The 15,508-nt window shown below is 69.7% G+C and carries 14 protein-coding genes and 3 pseudogenes; 8 read left to right on the top strand and 9 right to left on the bottom strand.

Annotated elements, in window-relative coordinates; genetic code table 11:
- The first annotated feature begins 1,156 nt into the window (after nucleotides 1-1,156).
- Together ACWGKT_RS20280 and ACWGKT_RS20275 are read left to right on the top strand one after the other, a co-directional pair.
- Nucleotides 1,157-1,462 carry a hypothetical protein gene (locus ACWGKT_RS20280; RefSeq protein WP_453274757.1) on the top strand — a complete coding sequence of 102 codons (306 nt, stop codon included), beginning with the start codon at nucleotides 1,157-1,159 and terminating at the stop codon, nucleotides 1,460-1,462.
- A gap of 46 nt (nucleotides 1,463-1,508) precedes the next feature.
- Nucleotides 1,509-1,790: a hypothetical protein gene (locus ACWGKT_RS20275; protein WP_453274756.1), complete on the top strand. Its 282-nt coding sequence runs from the start codon at nucleotides 1,509-1,511 to the stop codon at nucleotides 1,788-1,790.
- A 14-nt stretch (nucleotides 1,791-1,804) separates the two neighbouring features.
- Here ACWGKT_RS20275 and ACWGKT_RS20270 read toward each other — a convergent pair whose 3' ends face one another.
- Together ACWGKT_RS20270 and ACWGKT_RS20265 are read right to left on the bottom strand one after the other, a co-directional pair.
- A complete protein-coding gene (locus ACWGKT_RS20270) occupies nucleotides 1,805-2,332 on the bottom strand; it encodes an SPASM domain-containing protein (RefSeq protein ID WP_453274755.1) in 528 nt (175 codons plus the stop codon).
- An 18-nt stretch (nucleotides 2,333-2,350) separates the two neighbouring features.
- A complete protein-coding gene (locus ACWGKT_RS20265; RefSeq protein WP_453274754.1) occupies nucleotides 2,351-2,917 on the bottom strand; it encodes a PadR family transcriptional regulator in 567 nt (188 codons plus the stop codon).
- Between the two features lie 104 nt (nucleotides 2,918-3,021).
- Between ACWGKT_RS20265 and ACWGKT_RS20260 the strand changes: the two genes are divergently transcribed.
- Together ACWGKT_RS20260 and ACWGKT_RS20255 are read left to right on the top strand one after the other, a co-directional pair.
- Nucleotides 3,022-3,942, top strand: a complete 921-nt coding sequence (locus tag ACWGKT_RS20260) for an alpha/beta hydrolase (RefSeq protein ID WP_453274753.1) — start codon at nucleotides 3,022-3,024, stop codon at nucleotides 3,940-3,942.
- 89 nt (nucleotides 3,943-4,031) lie between these two features.
- The gene (locus tag ACWGKT_RS20255) at nucleotides 4,032-4,709 is read left to right on the top strand and encodes a hypothetical protein (protein WP_453274752.1); all 678 of its coding nucleotides are present in this window, start codon (nucleotides 4,032-4,034) and stop codon (nucleotides 4,707-4,709) included.
- Between the two features lie 80 nt (nucleotides 4,710-4,789).
- Here ACWGKT_RS20255 and tnpA read toward each other — a convergent pair.
- Nucleotides 4,790-5,041 (bottom strand): annotated as a pseudogene (gene tnpA / locus ACWGKT_RS20250) (IS200/IS605 family transposase); the annotation flags it as partial.
- 56 nt (nucleotides 5,042-5,097) lie between these two features.
- Between tnpA and ACWGKT_RS20245 the strand changes: the two are divergent.
- A pseudogene (locus tag ACWGKT_RS20245) lies at nucleotides 5,098-5,968 on the top strand (RNA-guided endonuclease InsQ/TnpB family protein); the annotation flags it as partial.
- A 274-nt stretch (nucleotides 5,969-6,242) separates the two neighbouring features.
- Here the strand turns inward: ACWGKT_RS20245 and ACWGKT_RS20240 are convergent.
- The 6 genes and pseudogenes from ACWGKT_RS20240 to ACWGKT_RS20215 form a co-directional block, all read right to left on the bottom strand.
- A pseudogene (locus ACWGKT_RS20240) lies at nucleotides 6,243-6,398 on the bottom strand (IS5/IS1182 family transposase); the annotation flags it as partial.
- A complete protein-coding gene (locus ACWGKT_RS20235; protein ID WP_453274751.1) occupies nucleotides 6,397-8,238 on the bottom strand; it encodes an ABC transporter ATP-binding protein in 1,842 nt (613 codons plus the stop codon). The gene ACWGKT_RS20235 and the pseudogene ACWGKT_RS20240, both read right to left, overlap by 2 nt.
- A gap of 3 nt (nucleotides 8,239-8,241) precedes the next feature.
- A complete protein-coding gene (locus ACWGKT_RS20230; protein ID WP_453274750.1) occupies nucleotides 8,242-8,790 on the bottom strand; it encodes a TlpA family protein disulfide reductase in 549 nt (182 codons plus the stop codon).
- Nucleotides 8,778-9,293: a S26 family signal peptidase gene (locus ACWGKT_RS20225; protein WP_453274749.1), complete on the bottom strand. Its 516-nt coding sequence runs from the start codon at nucleotides 9,291-9,293 to the stop codon at nucleotides 8,778-8,780. Before ACWGKT_RS20225 ends, ACWGKT_RS20230 begins: the two co-directional genes overlap by 13 nt.
- Nucleotides 9,290-9,841 carry a MauE/DoxX family redox-associated membrane protein gene (locus ACWGKT_RS20220; protein ID WP_356158814.1) on the bottom strand — a complete coding sequence of 184 codons (552 nt, stop codon included), beginning with the start codon at nucleotides 9,839-9,841 and terminating at the stop codon, nucleotides 9,290-9,292. The genes ACWGKT_RS20225 and ACWGKT_RS20220 overlap by 4 nt, the downstream gene beginning before the upstream one ends.
- A gap of 115 nt (nucleotides 9,842-9,956) precedes the next feature.
- Complete coding sequence (locus ACWGKT_RS20215) at nucleotides 9,957-10,172, bottom strand: hypothetical protein (RefSeq protein WP_356158811.1); 216 nt, start codon at nucleotides 10,170-10,172, stop codon at nucleotides 9,957-9,959.
- Between the two features lie 380 nt (nucleotides 10,173-10,552).
- Between ACWGKT_RS20215 and ACWGKT_RS20210 the strand changes: the two genes are divergently transcribed.
- From ACWGKT_RS20210 to ACWGKT_RS20200, 3 genes are all read left to right on the top strand, one after another.
- Nucleotides 10,553-14,362 carry an nSTAND1 domain-containing NTPase gene (locus ACWGKT_RS20210; protein WP_453274748.1) on the top strand — a complete coding sequence of 1,270 codons (3,810 nt, stop codon included), beginning with the start codon at nucleotides 10,553-10,555 and terminating at the stop codon, nucleotides 14,360-14,362.
- Between the two features lie 243 nt (nucleotides 14,363-14,605).
- Nucleotides 14,606-15,091 carry a DUF2975 domain-containing protein gene (locus ACWGKT_RS20205; protein WP_453274747.1) on the top strand — a complete coding sequence of 162 codons (486 nt, stop codon included), beginning with the start codon at nucleotides 14,606-14,608 and terminating at the stop codon, nucleotides 15,089-15,091.
- Nucleotides 15,091-15,312 (top strand): helix-turn-helix domain-containing protein, encoded by a 222-nt coding sequence (locus tag ACWGKT_RS20200; protein ID WP_062039671.1) that lies wholly within the window; start codon nucleotides 15,091-15,093, stop codon nucleotides 15,310-15,312. The genes ACWGKT_RS20205 and ACWGKT_RS20200 overlap by 1 nt, the downstream gene beginning before the upstream one ends.
- Nucleotides 15,313-15,508: the final 196 nt, after the last annotated feature.

Raw genomic sequence — 15,508 nt, 5'->3', positions numbered from 1 at the left:
CACCCCCTCGAACTGCTCCCGCAGCCGCCCGGGGTACGGACCGTACTCGCCTATCGGCAGGTACGGCTCGATGAACTCCCACTGCTCGTCGGTGAATTGCCTACGTGTCACACCCAGCGTCCTACCAGGTCCCGTCCCCGCACGGGACCAGAACCCGTGTTTGCCCAGCAGACGCGCGGCTCCATCGGCTGCGGTCGGCTGGTTGCAGAAGATGAAGTTCTCGTCACCGACGACTCGGCCGTTGTCAGCGGTGAGGAAGAGGGTGAGGTCTGCGTCAGCTCCCGCGAACCTGAAGGCTACGCGCAGTCCCTGCCAGGCTTCCTCGGGCAGGACGAGGGTCTGGCCGGGGACCAGCGAGGTGGGCGCTGCCGGAGGCGTGGCCGGCGTGGGGGGCGGGCCTGCCGGTGCTTCTTGTTTCCATCGGCGAACGGCTTGATCCGATACGGGTCGGTGACCGGCGTGCCGTCACCGGGCCCTGTGTTGTCGCCGAGGGTGATGTCGAGGTCGGCGAGGGATGCCTCGCCAGAGTCGGGGTCGTCGTGCGCGTGGTCCAGCAAGTCCTGCAGGCTCGAGGCGCACGCTCGCTGGACCGGCGTGACCATTCCCGGCGACGTGCCCTTCGACATGCTCCCTGCTGTGGCTGGCGAACAATGTCGGTGACGGGTTCGCCCGCCTCGCCGTCGACGCCGACCTCGACACCGCCCTCCTCCACCGCTCCGGCGGCTGGGACACCGCCGCCCTGATCCGCGCCGACTCCCTCGCCCACCTCCTCACCCGCACACTCTCCGCCAATGGCTCGGGCCCCCGCCTCTCGGAGTTCGGCATCCATGCCTACGGCCCACACGCCGAGGCCCTCACCGACGCGATGGCCAACCCGGTCACCGCATGGGACCGCGACGCCCACAACAGCAGCCCCGACTGCAGGTGCACCCCGCAGAGCCCCACCCAGGAACTGCCTCACGGCCACACCCTGGACAAGCCGCACAGCCGACTCGTCTTCACATGGTCGTCCAGGACGCGCTGACCCGGACCGCGGTGCGGCAGGCCCGTTCCTCACCAGCCGCCCGGCGATCGCCGGGCGGCAGAAGCGGCGCATCGGACCTACGGTGAATCTGAGAGGGGGCAAGCCGAACCGCGTACTACGAAGGAAGCCGCAATGCAGGAGCACTACGTCTGGGTGACGACGCGCCGCCTTCAGCAGGGCACGCTGGAGGAGTTCGAGCGGGCCTGGCGCCCGGCCCCCGTCCCGGAGGGGCTCCTCCGCGCTTTCGCGTACTGGTCCGCGGACGGACAAGAGATCACCGGGGTGTCCTTGTGGGAGTCCCAGGAGGCATGCGATTCATGGCGGACCTCGGATTCGGAGGCCCAGCGACGGGCAGCCATGGCCCCCTACGTCGTCGAGGAGAACGAGGGCTTCTACCGCGGCCGTGAACTCACCCTCCCCGGCGCCGGACGCGGGTGAACGCCGCTGCGCAGCGGCTCAGCCGCGAAGCGTCTGGCGTGAACACATGAGCGAGATCGTCGTCGTGTACGAGCTCGACAAGCCGGTGCCGGCGCATACGTCCGCGGTCGGCTCGCCTGATGCGGAACGGCTCTCCCGCCGGGTGCACGCCGCGCCGGCCGCCCCTGGCAGGCCCGATACCGCCGGACCGCGGACACTCTGCGGCAAGGACACCTTCGCCATGGAGAAGGCCCGTGGGAAGCCGTCCGAGCAGCCTGGGGCTCCCTGGTACCCCGCCGAGTCCGCGTCCATCGTCTGCCCCGACTGCGATGCCGTCATGGAGATCTGAACATTCGCGTGTCGTCAGCGCGTCGTGCGGTCCGCGTACGCCCGGTATTCATAGCCGGACCCGCTGCCCTCCGCGGCCACCGCCTTCTCCACGAGGTCGTGGTCCGGGGACAGGCCGCATGCCGGGTCGGTGCGGGTGGCGGCGCCGGTAAATACAAAAGCCTGGCAGCGGCAGCCGCCGAAGTCCTCGTCACGGCGCGGGCAGCTGCGGCACGGTTCATGCATCCAGTCCGTGCCGCGGTACTGGTTGAAGGCACTGGAGTGCTCCCAGATCCACGCGAGCGGCCGGTCCGCGACATTGGGCGGATCGAGGCAGGGCAGGGTCACCGTGGCCGGACAGAGCAGCACGGTGCCGTCCGGAGGGACCGTGAGCAACACCGCTCCCCAGCCGCCCATGCACGGTTTCGCGACGCCGTCGACGTAGTCCGATACCGCCCGGACGAGTTCGGCGCGACCGGCCAACCGCTCCCGCCACCGTTCCACCGTCTCCGACGCACGGCGCAGCTGCTCGCGGCTCGGCATGAGTGCGTTACGGTTGCGCAAGGCCCAGCCGTAGATGCATCAGCCGCCGAGCTCTGACCTCGCCTCGCCGGTCCCCTTCGGGTCGGCCGCCAGGGCCTCCCAGAACGCGACGTAGCTCTGCTCTTGTGCGATGCCGAGCGTGAGCAGCCGGGTTCGAGCCGCAGTGTCCGGGGCCTGCGGATCGAGCCGGGTGCGAAGGTCCTGATATGTGTCGCGCCACCGCCGGTGCTGCGCCGCTTGGGTTGCGGCCAGCTCGGCGACCTGTCCGGGGGCGCCCAGGTCCGCGAACGTCAGCTTGAGCAGGGCCGGATTCCGGGTTTCCGGCTCCAGTGTCGTGGGGTCGGCGAGCCAGTCCCTCAGGGCCTTGTGTCCGGCTCCGGTCAGGTGGAAGACCCGGCGTCGGCGGCCGTGTTCCTCGGCTTCCTCGCGCAGCAGGCCCAGTTCGGCCAGGCGCGGCGGGTCGCGGTAGAGCTGGGCGTGCGGGATCGGCCAGTAGTGGCCGACGGAGGCCTCGACCTTGGCCTTGAGGTCATAGGGCGTCATTGGACCGTGCCGGGCGATGAGGCCGAGGACCACCAGTTGGGGCGGCGTCAGATCCTTCGTCATGGTCCCGTTCCCCTTCCTGCCACATAATTTCGTTGACACCGTATCACTGGGACTATTAGCGTCTCCCGCGCTACCACGGTATCAATGAGACTATGGAGTCGGCGATGCGCCTGCACCCCGAGATAGCCCACGTCCTGGACCGCATCCCGCCGTTCGACCCGCTGGCCGACCCAGCAGCGACCAGGGCATACGTACGCTCCCTGCTGGCCGCCGCCTCCCCGGCCGACGACCCGCAGATCGCCGTCAGCCTCACCACGATCCCCGGGCCGGCCGGTGATCTCACCGTCCGGATCTACCGGCCGACCCGCCAGGACTCCACCCCGCGCCCGGGCGTGCTGTACTTCCATGGCGGCGCCTTCGTCTCCGGCGACCTCGACACCGGCGACGGCAACTGCCGCGACATCTGCCTGGCCGCCGGGGCGGTGATCATCTCCGTCGACTACCGGCTGGCCCCCGAGCACCCGTATCCGGCCGCCTTCGACGACTGCTACGCCGCCCTGTGCTGGACCGCGGAGAACGCCGACGCCCTCGACGTGGACCCCGCCCGCCTGGCCGTCGCCGGACGCTCGGCCGGTGGCGCGCTCGCCGCAGCCGTCGCCCTGGCGGCCCGGGACCGCAGCGGACCCGACCTCATGTTCCAGCTTCTGCTCGTCCCTGCCCTCGACGACCGCTGCAAGCTGCCCTCGGTCGGAGAGTGCATCGACGACCGGATCGTCGACGGCCGGGTCGCTCGCGGCATGTGGAAGCTGTACCTGGGCTCCGCCGGCGCAGACCAGTACGCCGCCCCGGCACGCGCGCAGGACCTTGTCGGCCTGCCCCCGGCATACCTCGAGATCTGCCAGGCCGACGCCCTGCGCGACGAGGCACTGGAGTACGGGCGGCGGCTCATGACCGCCGGCGTCCATACCGAGCTGCACGTGGTACCAGGAGCGTTCCACCTGTTCGAGGGCTACGCCCCCGACAGCCAACTGGCACGCCGCGCCACCGCGAGCTGGACGTCGGCCATCACCTCAGCCCTGGTCTGAGCCGACCAGCACCGATCCCAGTCCAGGCGAACCGTCAGCTAACTCTATGATCCACCTGATGAGTTGATCTCTACAGGGGGAGACGGACCGTGACAGGAACAAACCAGACGACACGACGGCTCACGTTGTCGGCGGCCGTCTTGACCGGCTTGCTGTGCGCCACAGTTACAGCGTGTAGTGGCGGGGATACCGACGATTCTGGGCAAGGCGGCGGGCACGCCGGTGCGACCGGCAGCCCAGCGCCGGAGCGGTCGTCCGCCGTACCAGACTCCAGCACGGTGTTGAGTCAGAAGGCCCAGGTCAAGAACGCGCTTCCGGACCTTGGAGCGATGGGTGGCCTTGAGGGCGTGAGTGGTGACGTCGGCACCGCGGACGGGCATCTCAACTGTCCGAGTCTGCAGGAGTGCAAGGGCAAGTGGTTTGGCCACGACAAGTTCGCTCTGTCCGGCGGCACGCACTACGTCAATTTCGAAATCACCACCTACACCAGCAAGCAGGACGCCAAGGACGGCCTGAAGTTCGAGGTTGGTAGGAATCCCCCTCTTTCAAAGCCCACCTTCGGGAACGAGAGCCAGGCCTACACCAAGGAAGGCGGAGGGCTGACGGGCGAGTACATCACCATGCGCGTCGGTACGGTGGTCGCCACTACCTGCGTAGAGGGCGGTGTGAGCGAGCCGATGCTGACACAGGGTGCAACGATGTTCGCGGAACGGATCGCACAGATCCAGGCAGGCAAGAAGGCCACGGCAACGCTGCCTCAGTTCTGAACCGATCTGGCGATTCTGAGCGCACGTACTGCTGCAGTACGGCAGTGAGTTACCGGGACTCTTGCAGAAAGCCCCGGCGTTCACGCCGGGGATGAATGCATCTCAAGGCTGCTCTGACGTGCGCCTTGGGGCGGATGTTGTTGCTGTTCGATGTACTGGTGGACGATCGCCAACGGTGCTCCGCCGCACGATGCGGAGAAATACGAGGGTGACCAAAGGTGCCCGGGCGTGATGGCGTGGTTGATCCGCCCGGTGAACTCCTGCCGTATCCGGCGAGCGGAGTCGCCCTTGAGGCTGTTGACCAGCTTCGAGACGGCCATCTTGGGCGGGTGGTGGCCTGTAGTCGTTCTGCTAATCCATGAGACCAATTTTAGTTAGGATCTCGGGTGTGCAGCTGCGCTACAACTTCCGGGCCTATCCGGACGCTGCCCAGTGCCGTGCGCTGGCGAGTGGGTTCGGGTGTGCCCGGGGGGGGTGTGGAACGACTGCCTGCGCGACCGCAAGGAGGCGCACGCGGCCGGGCTGCCGTATGTGAAGTCGGCCGAGCTGTCCCGGCTGCGCATTACCCAGGCCAAGCACACCGAGGAACGCGCCTGGCTCGCCGACGTGTCGGCGGTCGTCCTGCAACAGTCCCTGTGGGACCTGGACACCGCCTACAAGAACTTCTTCGACAGCCTCCAGGGCACGCGGCAGGGCCGGAAGGTCGGCCCTCCCCGCTACAAGTCGAAGAAGGACACCCGGCAGTCGATCCGCCTCAACACCAACGCCTTCTCCCTGAAAGACGACGGCAGGGTGTAATTGGCCAAGGTCGGCGGCCTCAAGGTCAAGTGGTCGCGCCGGCTTCCGGCAGCGCCCACGTATGACCGTCACCAAGGACAGCTGCGGCCGGTACTTCCTCAGCTTCGTCGTGGGCACCGAGCCGGACATCCTCCCGCAGGTGGCAGCGGAGTCCGGCATCGACCTGGGCCTGTCCGCGTCCCGGTCCTGTCCGACGGGACGTCAGGCGCCTTCAGCGGGAGCTGTCCCGCAAGGCCAAGGGCAGCAAGAACCGGGCCAAGACGCGCATCGAGGTCGCACGCCAGCACGCCAAGGTGGCCAACCGGCGCCGGGACTTCCACCACAAGGCATCCACGCAGATCATTCGCGACAACCAAGCGGTGTACGTGGAAGACCTCGCGGGGTCCGGTCTCGGCCGCACCCGGCTCGCCAAGTCCGTGTATGACGCGGGATGGGCCGCGTTCGTCAACGGTTGTTCATACAGTCTTGGCTTCCTGTGGTCAGAAAGGCACACCAGCTCGCTTGGCCAGGCGGGTCAGCCGCGGGTTGCTGCGCCGGTGCAGTGAGGTCAGCACTCGCATCAGTTCTTGGCTTGTCGGGTGGACCTGGGCCATCTCGGGAGCGACGTTCCAGGCTTCTTCGAGGGCTTCGAGGGCGGAGTCCCGGTCTCCCAGGGCCAGATGAGACCGGCCCAGATTCATGTGCAGCGGTCCGATGCGGGTGGCAGGCAGTGATGTGCCTTCCCGGATCAGATCATCGGCGGTGAGCCCGCTGATCTCGGGGCTTGGGAATGGTGTGCTTGATCTGGCGACGTCGGTAGCGGCGGTTGCGCCGGGAGGAATACGCCTTATCGCCGCCCAGGTGGTCGGGCCGGGTGCGCGGATGCCCGCCACCCGGGCAGTGGACACGGTCACCTCCGGTACCCCCTGGCCTGCAGCTCGAACAGCCGGGCATACGTGCCGCGGCGCTCGACAAGGCCTCCGTGTGTGCCTTCCTCGATGATCCGGCCCTCGCTCAGGACGATGATCCGGTCGGCGGCGCGTACCGCGCCGAGTCGGTGGGAGATCAGGAGGCTGGTGCGGTCCTTGCGGTGGCACGTGAGCCGCTGGTGGATGTCGTGTTCGGCCTCCGCGTCCAGACCTGAGCTGGGCTCGTCCAGGATCAGCAGGTCCGGGTCGGTCCGCAGGAACGCCCGTGCCAGGGCCACTCGTTGCCACTGGCCTCCCGACAGCAGGGCGCCAATCGCATCCGAGGGGCTCCCTGCCTCAGCGGAGGTCCGGCCGTCATGGCCGTCGTCGGAGAAGAGTCGGCTGAGGAGGGTGTCGTACCCGCGGGGCAGCGCCGCGAGCACACCGTCGATGTCGGCGGCCCGGGCCGCGGACTGCAGCCGGGGACGGTCGTCCATGGCCGTCACATCACCGATGGCGATGTTCTCCGCGGCCGTCAAGTCGTACTCCACATAGTCCTGGAACACCGCACCGAGCCGACGGCGCAGCTCGGCCACCGGCACCCGCCGGATGTCGACGCCGTCCCAGAGCACCGCACCACGCGTCGGGTCGTAGAAGCGGCACAGGAGTTTGACCAGGGTGCTCTTGCCGGCGCCGTTGTGCCCGACGAGGGCCAGCGCCTGCCCGTACGGGATACGGAAGCTGACCCCCCGCAGCACCCAAGGGTGACCCTCGTCGTAGCGGAACCAGACGTCCCGGAACTCGATGCCCTCCCGCAGCGCGGGCAGGGACACCGCCTCATCGGGCGGCTCAGCGAGGGTCGGGTCCGGGGCCGCGCCAACGACAGCCTGGTAGTGGCCCACGATGAGCAACAGATGATGCAACTGCGCCACCGAGCGCACCAGCGTGCCCAGCGCACCCTGCACCCCGGCAACGGCCACAACGAAAAGCGCCACATCACCGACCGTCAGCTCCCCGCGCCGCGCCGCCAGCGCCGCCCACACCAGGCCGGCCCCGCCGACGGCCGCGGCGAGCAGGGCCAGCGCGCCCTGCGTCAGCAACTCCCGCCGGTCCACGGCGCGGCGCTCGGTGTCGGCGATACGGCGGGCGGCGAGCATGCGGTCGAGCAGAAAACCACCCGCCCCGAAGAGCCGGATCTCTTTGGCGGCTTCCAGGCTGGACAGCAGCATCTCGTAGAAGCCGGAGCGGCGCTGGGCTGCGCTCGCCCGCCAGTCTCCGAGGGCCCGACGACGCGCCAGCCGAAGCTCGGCCATCAGCAGTGGTACGACGCAGAGCAGGACGGCCGCGGTCATGGCGGGACTCAGCACGTACAGCGCGCCGATGAAGCCGGCCGCGGTGAGCGCACCGCCGACGAGGCCGAGCCCGGCTTCCAGGACTCCCCCGATCGCTTGGCTACCCGCTGACTGGGCCACCCGGAGTCGGTTCTGGAAACCGGGGTTCTCCAGCCGGGACAGCCCGACCAGCGAGTTGACGGCCGAATAGACGCGGGAGACCGCGGCAAAGGCAGTGGCCCGGTCGAGCTGATTGCCGAGATACGTCGTCAGTGGCGTCATCACCGCCGTCGCCACCCCCAGCGCGGCCAACCCGAGCGCCAGGCCGAGCAGGGCCGTATCGCCCGCTCCTGCCAGGGTGTTGAGGGTCAGCCGCGTCAGCGAGGCCACGGCGACGGGCACCGTGGCACCGGCCGCCGTGACCACGAGCAGGGCGGCGATGTGCCAAGGCGCGGCGCGCCAGGCGAGCGCGAGAGCCGTGCCGAGTGCGGTGGAGCGGGCGCGTCGGATCACCGGTCAGTGCCCGGCCCGGACGAGGTCCGTGCGACGGGGCAGGGTTCGGCCGGTACTCGCCACGATGCCGCCCGCGCCCATCTCCACGTAGGTCGGCATGCCTGTGAGCTGGAAGGCCTCGACCAGCTCGTCCCCCTCGCGGACAACGACCACCCGCGCCACCGGGGCGAGACGCTCGACGTACTCCGCGACGCCGCCGCCCTCCTGCGCCGGGTCCACCTCTATGACGGCCCACAGACGCTCCGGCCCGTACGCGGCGGCGCGCTCGGCCATCAGCGGCAGCAGCTCCTGGCAGGCGGCGCACCAGGGGGCGAGGAAGAGGACGGTGAGCTTCTCGGTCAGATCGTCCAGCGTCAGCTGCCGGCCGTCGGTGTCGAGGGCGGTGAACGGGGCGACGGCACCGCCCGGCCCCAGGACCTTGTCGGGGCCCCGGCCGGATCCCGACAGTGCCGGATCCGAGGTGTGCAGGCGGCGCACCACGCCGTAGACCAGCGCCAGATTGAGCAGACTGAGCAGGCCCAGCAGCACGACTGCGGCGGTCACATACGCCATGACGGTACGTCCTTTCCTGATGGCTGTTCCGTTCGCGTTCCTGATCGCATTTCCGAAGATTTCAAGGGGCGGAGGACGACGCCGACGATCTGCTCCGCCTGGAAGTAGCCGCAGTGGCGGGAGTCCAGACTGGCGGCGGGGTTGTCGCCGAGGAGGACGATCCGGCCCTCCGGGACCCGCTCCTCGGGCAGATCGGCGAAGGCCGGTGCGCCCTCGCGCGGCAGCGGGTCTCCCGGCACCGCGGCCGCGCGTTTGATCAGCAGCCCGTGTGCTCGCACGCGGTCCCAGCGGTGCTCGCGCGGCGGCTCGGTGACCACTAGCCGCCCGGTGGCGATCGCCTCCAGCGGGGCGCGCCGGACGAGTACCCGGTCCCCCGCCACGAGCGTTGGACTCATGCTGGAGCCGATCACGGTTACGATGATGTAGCGACGGCGCAGCACAGTTGTGGCGATGGCGGCGGCTGACACGGTGGTGACGGCAAGGGCCGCGGCCGCCGGGCTCACCGGGCCTCCCTGGCCGCCGGACGCGGCGCGAACAGGTCAGCCCAGTCGTCCAGCGTGACCGTGACCAGCGCGAGCAGCGCTGCCGTGCCCGCGGTGAGCAGCAGCCCGGCGGATGACCCGCCCGTCGGCGGCGTGCCGGGGGTGGCCAACTGAACGCCGAGCCCGGCCAGGGCGACGAACCCGAGCACGATGTTGCGTACGACATGGCGGGGGGCCACCGGAGCGCTCCGGCCGAAGCATCCGCAGGGTGTGGTCGCGCCGCGCCGCAGTACGCCGAGCAGACCGGCGGTGAACGCCGCCAGAAGGGCGGCGCTCACGGTGAAACCGGCGGCCACCGTCTCCGGCAGGGCGAGCGTGACGACGGCGAGCGCCTCGGCTGCGACCACGAGGACGGCGACGGGTTTGCGTATGCGGCGCAGTGCCGGGGCGAGTTGGCTCACCGCCGCGCGGAACTCCAGGAAGGCGGCCGCCCCGCGCAGTTTCCCGGCAAGGGAGCAGAGGAAGACGAGTCCGAGCAGGATCCGCCCGGTGTCGATCACGTGGACCATGGGTCGAGAGACCTCTCTCCGAGTGTCGGAGGACGATGCATGGCGCACCCGGCGCGCGGGCGGGGTGGGTGGCCCCGCGTCGGCGCCGGATGCGGTTCTGCCTCCTCGGTGGGCGTCAGCCGCAGGAGCGGCCGGAGTAGCTGCAGCTGCCGGGGCAGCAGGAGCGGAACTTGTCGTTGCAGGGGTCGACCTCGTAGCGCCGGTGCCGGCCGGTGCCACAGGCGTTGCGCTGGCAGTAGTCAAACTGCCAACAGGCGACGGCCGATGCCGTCGCCTTGGGGGCGACGGTCTCCAGCAGGCGGTCGCCGAGTGCCTGGATGCGAGTGCGCATGCTCGTGCCTTTCTTCTCTGACGAGTGGTTTGTTCCTTGGGCGGTTACGGGAGTTGTTCCTCCCGACGGGGGCTCCAGGTTCGGCACCCGCCGAAGTCTTGTCGACGGGTGCCGAACCAGTTGCTCCCCCCTGAGCCGAACCGCACGACCGTCCGGCACTGCAGGGTCCGGACGGCTTCTCGGGGCTCGCAACACCGAGTTCAGCGGACTGGCGCATTGTTTGGCAGCGCTGGTCAGGCGGCCGAACAATGGCCGGACGCAAACTTTCCGGGCTGGTAGCGGGGTCCGTAGCGTGTCGGGCGGTCTGGTGCGAGGCAGCCGACGGGGGTGGAGGCGTGGCGGGGCGTCGTGAAGTGCCGGTCGACCCGGGGGCAGGTCCGGTGCAGCGGTTCGCATTCGAACTGCGGAAGCTGCGCGCCGAGGCAGGCGGGATCACCTACCGTGCGCTGGCCCAGCGGGCCGGATACTCGATCACCACCCTGTCGCAGGCGGCAGGCGGGGAGCAGTTCCCCACCCTGTCCGTGGTGCTGGCCTACGTGCAGGCCTGCGGCGGCGATCCGGTGGAGTGGGAGGCCCGGTGGAAGCAGGCCGCGGACGAGGCCGCCGCCTCAGCCCCCGAGGTGGAGGGGGAGGGTGCGGATTCGCCGTACAAGGGATTGGCGCGGTTCGAGACCGAGGACCACGGCCGGTTCTTCGGCCGCGACAAGCTCACCGCCGACCTGCTGGAGCTGTTGCGCCGCCAGCGGTTCGCGGCGGTGTTCGGCCCGTCCGGCAGCGGCAAGTCGTCCCTCCTGCGCGCCGGCCTGATCCCCGCCCTCCAGCACACCCGGGAAGCAGGCCTGCGCCCGGCCGCGATCCGTATCCTCACGCCGGGAGAGCGCCCGGAGCGCACTCACGCCCGCGTGTTCGATCCCAGCGACACCGGCCCCGACGCCGGCGGCACCGGGGCGGACACGTTCGTGATCGTCGACCAGTTCGAGGAGATCTTCACTCTCTGTCAGGACCCGGCCGAGCGGGCGCGGTTCCTCGAGCTGCTCCTGACCGCTCGCCGGCCCGAGAGCCGGTTACGGGTGCTGATCGCTGTGCGCGCCGATTTCTACGGCCGCTGCGCCGAACACGACGAGCTGACCCGTGCGCTGCGCGACGCGCATCTGCTGGCCGGTCCGATGAGTCCGGCGGAGCTGCGCGAGGTCATCGTCAAACCCGCCGCCGCGGCCGGCCTGACCGTGGAACGGGCGCTGACCTCCCGCCTCGTCGACGAGGTCGCCGACGCGCGGGGCGGTTTGCCGCTGCTGTCGCACGTGCTGCTGGAGACCTGGCGCCGCCGTCGCGGCAAGACGCTCACCCTGGCCGGCTATGAGGCGGTCGGCGGCCTGGACGGCGCGGTCGCCAAGACCGCCGAGGGCGTACACGGCCAGTTCACCGAGGACCAGGCCGGCGCGGCTCGTCGTGTGCTGCTGCGCCTGGTCACCCCCGGCGACGGCACCCCCGACACCCGCCGACCTGCTGAGCACGCAGAACTGCAGGACATCGGTGGACCGGCAGCGCACCAGGTCCTGGAAACGCTCACCCGCGCCCGGCTGCTCACCCAGGACGACGACACCGTCGACCTGGCCCACGAGACCTTGCTGACCGCCTGGCCACGGCTGCGCAACTGGATCGAGCAGGACCGCGAGCGGCTGCGCGTGCACCGCAAACTGACCGAGGCCGCCGGCGCCTGGGAGGACCTGGACCGCGATGCGGGGGCGCTGTACCGCGGCACACGCCTGGCCACCGCCCAGGAACACTTCGGCTTCACGCCGACCGCAGACCTCACCGGCCTGGAACACGCCTTCCTCACCGCCAGCCTCACGGCACGCGAGCAGGAGCACCGGCATGCGGCGCGCACGACCCGGCGCCTTCGGGCGCTCACCGCGACCCTGTCCGTCCTCCTCGCTCTTGCCCTCACCGCGGGCGTGATCGCCTGGCAGCAGAGCCGGACCAGCGACCAGCAGCGGCACAACGCGGACGCTGCCCGGCAGGTGGCTCTGTCCCGTCAGCTCGCCGCGCAATCCGCCTCGCTCATCGGCACCGACTCCGATCTCGCCTCCCTGCTGGCCGTCCGTGCCTACCGGACCAGCCCAACGTCCCAGGCGGTCGAGAGCCTCTACGCTGCGGCTGCCGTGCCGCTCAAGTACCGGCTTGCCGGGCATGCGACGTCGGTGGTGTCGGTGGCGTTCAGCGCCGACGGCCGCAGTCTCGCCAGTGTCGGCAAAGACGGCTCGGTGGGGCTGTGGGACGTCCGATCCGGCCGTCTGCGCGGAGACCTGTTGGCGGACAAGAGGGACCGCGGGCCCGACCGCCCGGACAGCTTCCTGGAAGGAGGTGACCCAACCGACACGGTGGCGTTCAGCCCGGACGGGCGCACCCTGGCCATCGGCATCGTCGGCGATCAACGAATCCAGTTGTGGGATCTGGCCGGCGGCCGCGTCCGCGGGACCCTGGGGAAGCGAACTGATGGCTCAACCGTCGCCATGGCCTTCAGCCCGGACGGGCGCACCCTGGCCGCCGCTGACCTCGACCACGGCGTGGCTCTGTGGAACACCGACACCGGCCGCCTCCGCAGAAGACTTTCCGGGGATGTCTCCCCGGTGTGGTCGCTGGCCTTCAGCCCGGACGGGCACACTCTGGTCACGGGCACCGCCGACCACGGTGTGAAACTGTGGACCACCACCTCCGGCCGCCTGCGACGAAGCCTTCTCCATCAGACGAAGGGGGCGGTCGATGCCATTGCGTTCAGCCCCGACGGACACGCCCTGGCCACCAGCAGTGTCGATCGCGGTGTGGAACTGTGGGACACGGACACCGGCCGTCTGCTCCGAGGTTTGACCGGAGACACCTCTCAGGTGGCCTCGCTGGCGTTCAGCCCGGACGGACGCACCCTCGCCACCGTCGGCCGGGACCGTTCGGTGCTGCTGTGGGACGCCGCCTCCGGCCGCCTGCGTACAAGCCTGCCCGGACACACCGCCGCGGTGATCTCACTGGCGTTCAGCCCGGACGGGCACAGCCTGGCCACCGGAAGTGAAGACGGCGTTCTGCGCCTGTGGGACCTGGCAGCGGACCAGTCCCAGCGAGTCCTCTCCACGCCTCCTGACCGGACGGACACCCAGGCGTCCAGCGCGACCAAGCGCTACCCGACCAGGCGCTACCCGACCCTTCGAACCCTCAACGACATGGCGTTCAGTCCGGGCGGGCGCACTCTCGCCAGCCACACTGTCGGCAATCACGGAGTGCTGCTGCGGGATGCGGCCACCGGTCGCATCCGCAAGCGTCTGGCCCTGCACGACGGCGATGTCGAAGCGCTGGCCTTCAGCCCCGACGGGCACACCCTGGCCACGGGTGATTTTGATCACGGCGTGGAACTGTGGAACACATCCACCGGACGCCTCCAAAGAAGCATGCCCGGATTTGGCGCCGGCGCGGAATACTTGGCGTTCAGCCCCGACGGACACACCCTCGCCACCAGCAACATTGAGCGCGGGGTGGAACTGTGGAACCCCACCACCGGCCATCTCCGACACAGCCTGCCGGGATTCCCCAGCGACGTGAAAACAGCGGAATTCAGCCTCGACACCGACGCGCTGGCGTTCAGCCCCGATGGGCACACCCTCGCCACCGGCGGCATGGACCGCGTCGTGCGCCTGTGGGACGTCCCAACCGGCCGCCTGGTCAAAAGCCTCCCCGGACACACCACCACAGTGGTCTCACTGGCCTTCAGCCCCGACGGACGCACCCTGGCCGCCGGAAGCGACGATCACGCCATACGACTGTGGGACACCGCCACCGGCCGCATCCGCGCGAGCCTCACCGGATACACAGGAAAATCAGGCCCGTTGACCTTCAGCCCCGACGGACGCACCCTTGCCGCCGGAGCAGAGAGCCACACCCTGCGCCTGTGGGACGCAACCACCGGCAGCACTCTGGCAACACTCCAAGGGCACACCAGCACCGTCCTCGCCGTGACCTTCAGCCCGGACCGGCGCACCCTCACCACGGCCGGCCTGGACCACACCCTCCGCACATGGAACGCCACCCCCCGCCCCGACGATGCGATCCGCAAAATCTGCCACGCCATCGGCCGCGGCCTCACCCCACAAGAAGACACGCTCTACCTGCCCGATCAACCACACCACACCACATGCACCACCTGAGCCCGCCAACGGCGGGGTCTGCCGAATCAACGGCCCTGTCCGGGGTGTGCCGGACCGCGTCGGTTTTTCCCTGAAGCGAGGCCAACTTCGACGAGGTCGAGGACCTTCGCGTGCACGCCATGCCATGGGGGGAGCGGTGGCGTCCCGCCACGGTGCGAAACCGCCGCCCGCCCTCCGCCCAACCCTTGCGACACCCATCGAAACTCGATAGATTCCCATCGCAAGTCGATGGAAAGGTGGGACATGGGAAAGCTGACAGTGCGTGCGCTGCGTGCCGTGCTCGGGGTGGTGTTCGCCGGCACCGTGTTCGTGCAGGCAGGGATGGTGTGGGCGTTGGCCACCGACCCGGAGGACGGGTCGCTCCCGCTGACCCCGCTGCGCGTGATCACGATCCTGGGCATGGTGTCGGCCCAGGTCGCGCTGGTCTGCGTATGGCGGCTGGTGACGATGGTGCGACGCGGAACCGTGTTCTCCCACGCCGCCTTCCGGTACGTGGACGGCGTGATCGGCGCGATCGTGGCGGCTGCCCTCGTGTGGTTCGCGGTCACGGCCATCAATGCGCCGGGCCAGCGGGACGACCCGGGCGTCACCGTCATCATGGGCGGGGTCGGCGTGGCCATCCTGGGGGTCGCGCTCATCGTGCTCGTGCTGCGGATGCTGCTCGCCCAGGCCGTCGCGCGCGACGTCGAAGCGGCGCAGATGCAGGCCGAGTTGGACGAGGTGATCTGATGCCGATCGCCGTCGACATCGACGTGATGCTGGCCAGGCGGAAGATGTCCGTGGGCGAGCTCGCGGACCGCGTAGGGATCACGCCCGCCAACCTGGCGGTGCTCAAGAACGGCCGCGCCAAGGCGGTGCGCTTCGCTACGCTCGCCGCCCTCTGCGAGGTGCTCGAGTGCCAGCCGGGCGACCTGCTGCGCTGGGAGGCCGAGGACGCCGCGGGCGAATGAACCGTGTCTGCCGACGCGTCATCGCCGATCCCGCCGTCTTTGACCAACTCCGCGAGCCCCCCGGGCCCGTATCCGAGGGGATCGCGGGCCTGGCGAAGTGCTGGTGCCGAGGGACGGCCGTGCCGTGCAGCAGGACACGCCACAGCAGCTCTTCGAGGCACCTTCGTCCACCTGTGTCGGCTACTTCATCGGCTCA

This window comes from Streptomyces sp. NPDC054794 (assembly GCF_053611585.1).
The sequence above is the reverse complement of the archived record's forward strand: the minus strand, read 5'-3'. Positions and strand labels throughout refer to the sequence as shown.

Bases quoted from the DNA above. Each gene is read 5' to 3' on its own strand.
- ACWGKT_RS20280 (WP_453274757.1), top strand. From the start codon at position 1,157: ATGCAGGAGCACTACGTCTGGGTGACGACGCGCCGCCTTCAGCAGGGC.
- ACWGKT_RS20275 (WP_453274756.1), top strand. From the start codon at position 1,509: ATGAGCGAGATCGTCGTCGTGTACGAGCTCGACAAGCCGGTGCCGGCG.
- ACWGKT_RS20265 (WP_453274754.1), bottom strand. From the start codon at position 2,917: ATGACGAAGGATCTGACGCCGCCCCAACTGGTGGTCCTCGGCCTCATC.
- ACWGKT_RS20260 (WP_453274753.1), top strand. From the start codon at position 3,022: ATGCGCCTGCACCCCGAGATAGCCCACGTCCTGGACCGCATCCCGCCG.
- ACWGKT_RS20230 (WP_453274750.1), bottom strand. From the start codon at position 8,790: ATGGCGTATGTGACCGCCGCAGTCGTGCTGCTGGGCCTGCTCAGTCTG.
- ACWGKT_RS20220 (WP_356158814.1), bottom strand. From the start codon at position 9,841: ATGGTCCACGTGATCGACACCGGGCGGATCCTGCTCGGACTCGTCTTC.
- ACWGKT_RS20215 (WP_356158811.1), bottom strand. From the start codon at position 10,172: ATGCGCACTCGCATCCAGGCACTCGGCGACCGCCTGCTGGAGACCGTC.
- ACWGKT_RS20205 (WP_453274747.1), top strand. From the start codon at position 14,606: ATGGGAAAGCTGACAGTGCGTGCGCTGCGTGCCGTGCTCGGGGTGGTG.
- ACWGKT_RS20200 (WP_062039671.1), top strand. From the start codon at position 15,091: ATGCCGATCGCCGTCGACATCGACGTGATGCTGGCCAGGCGGAAGATG.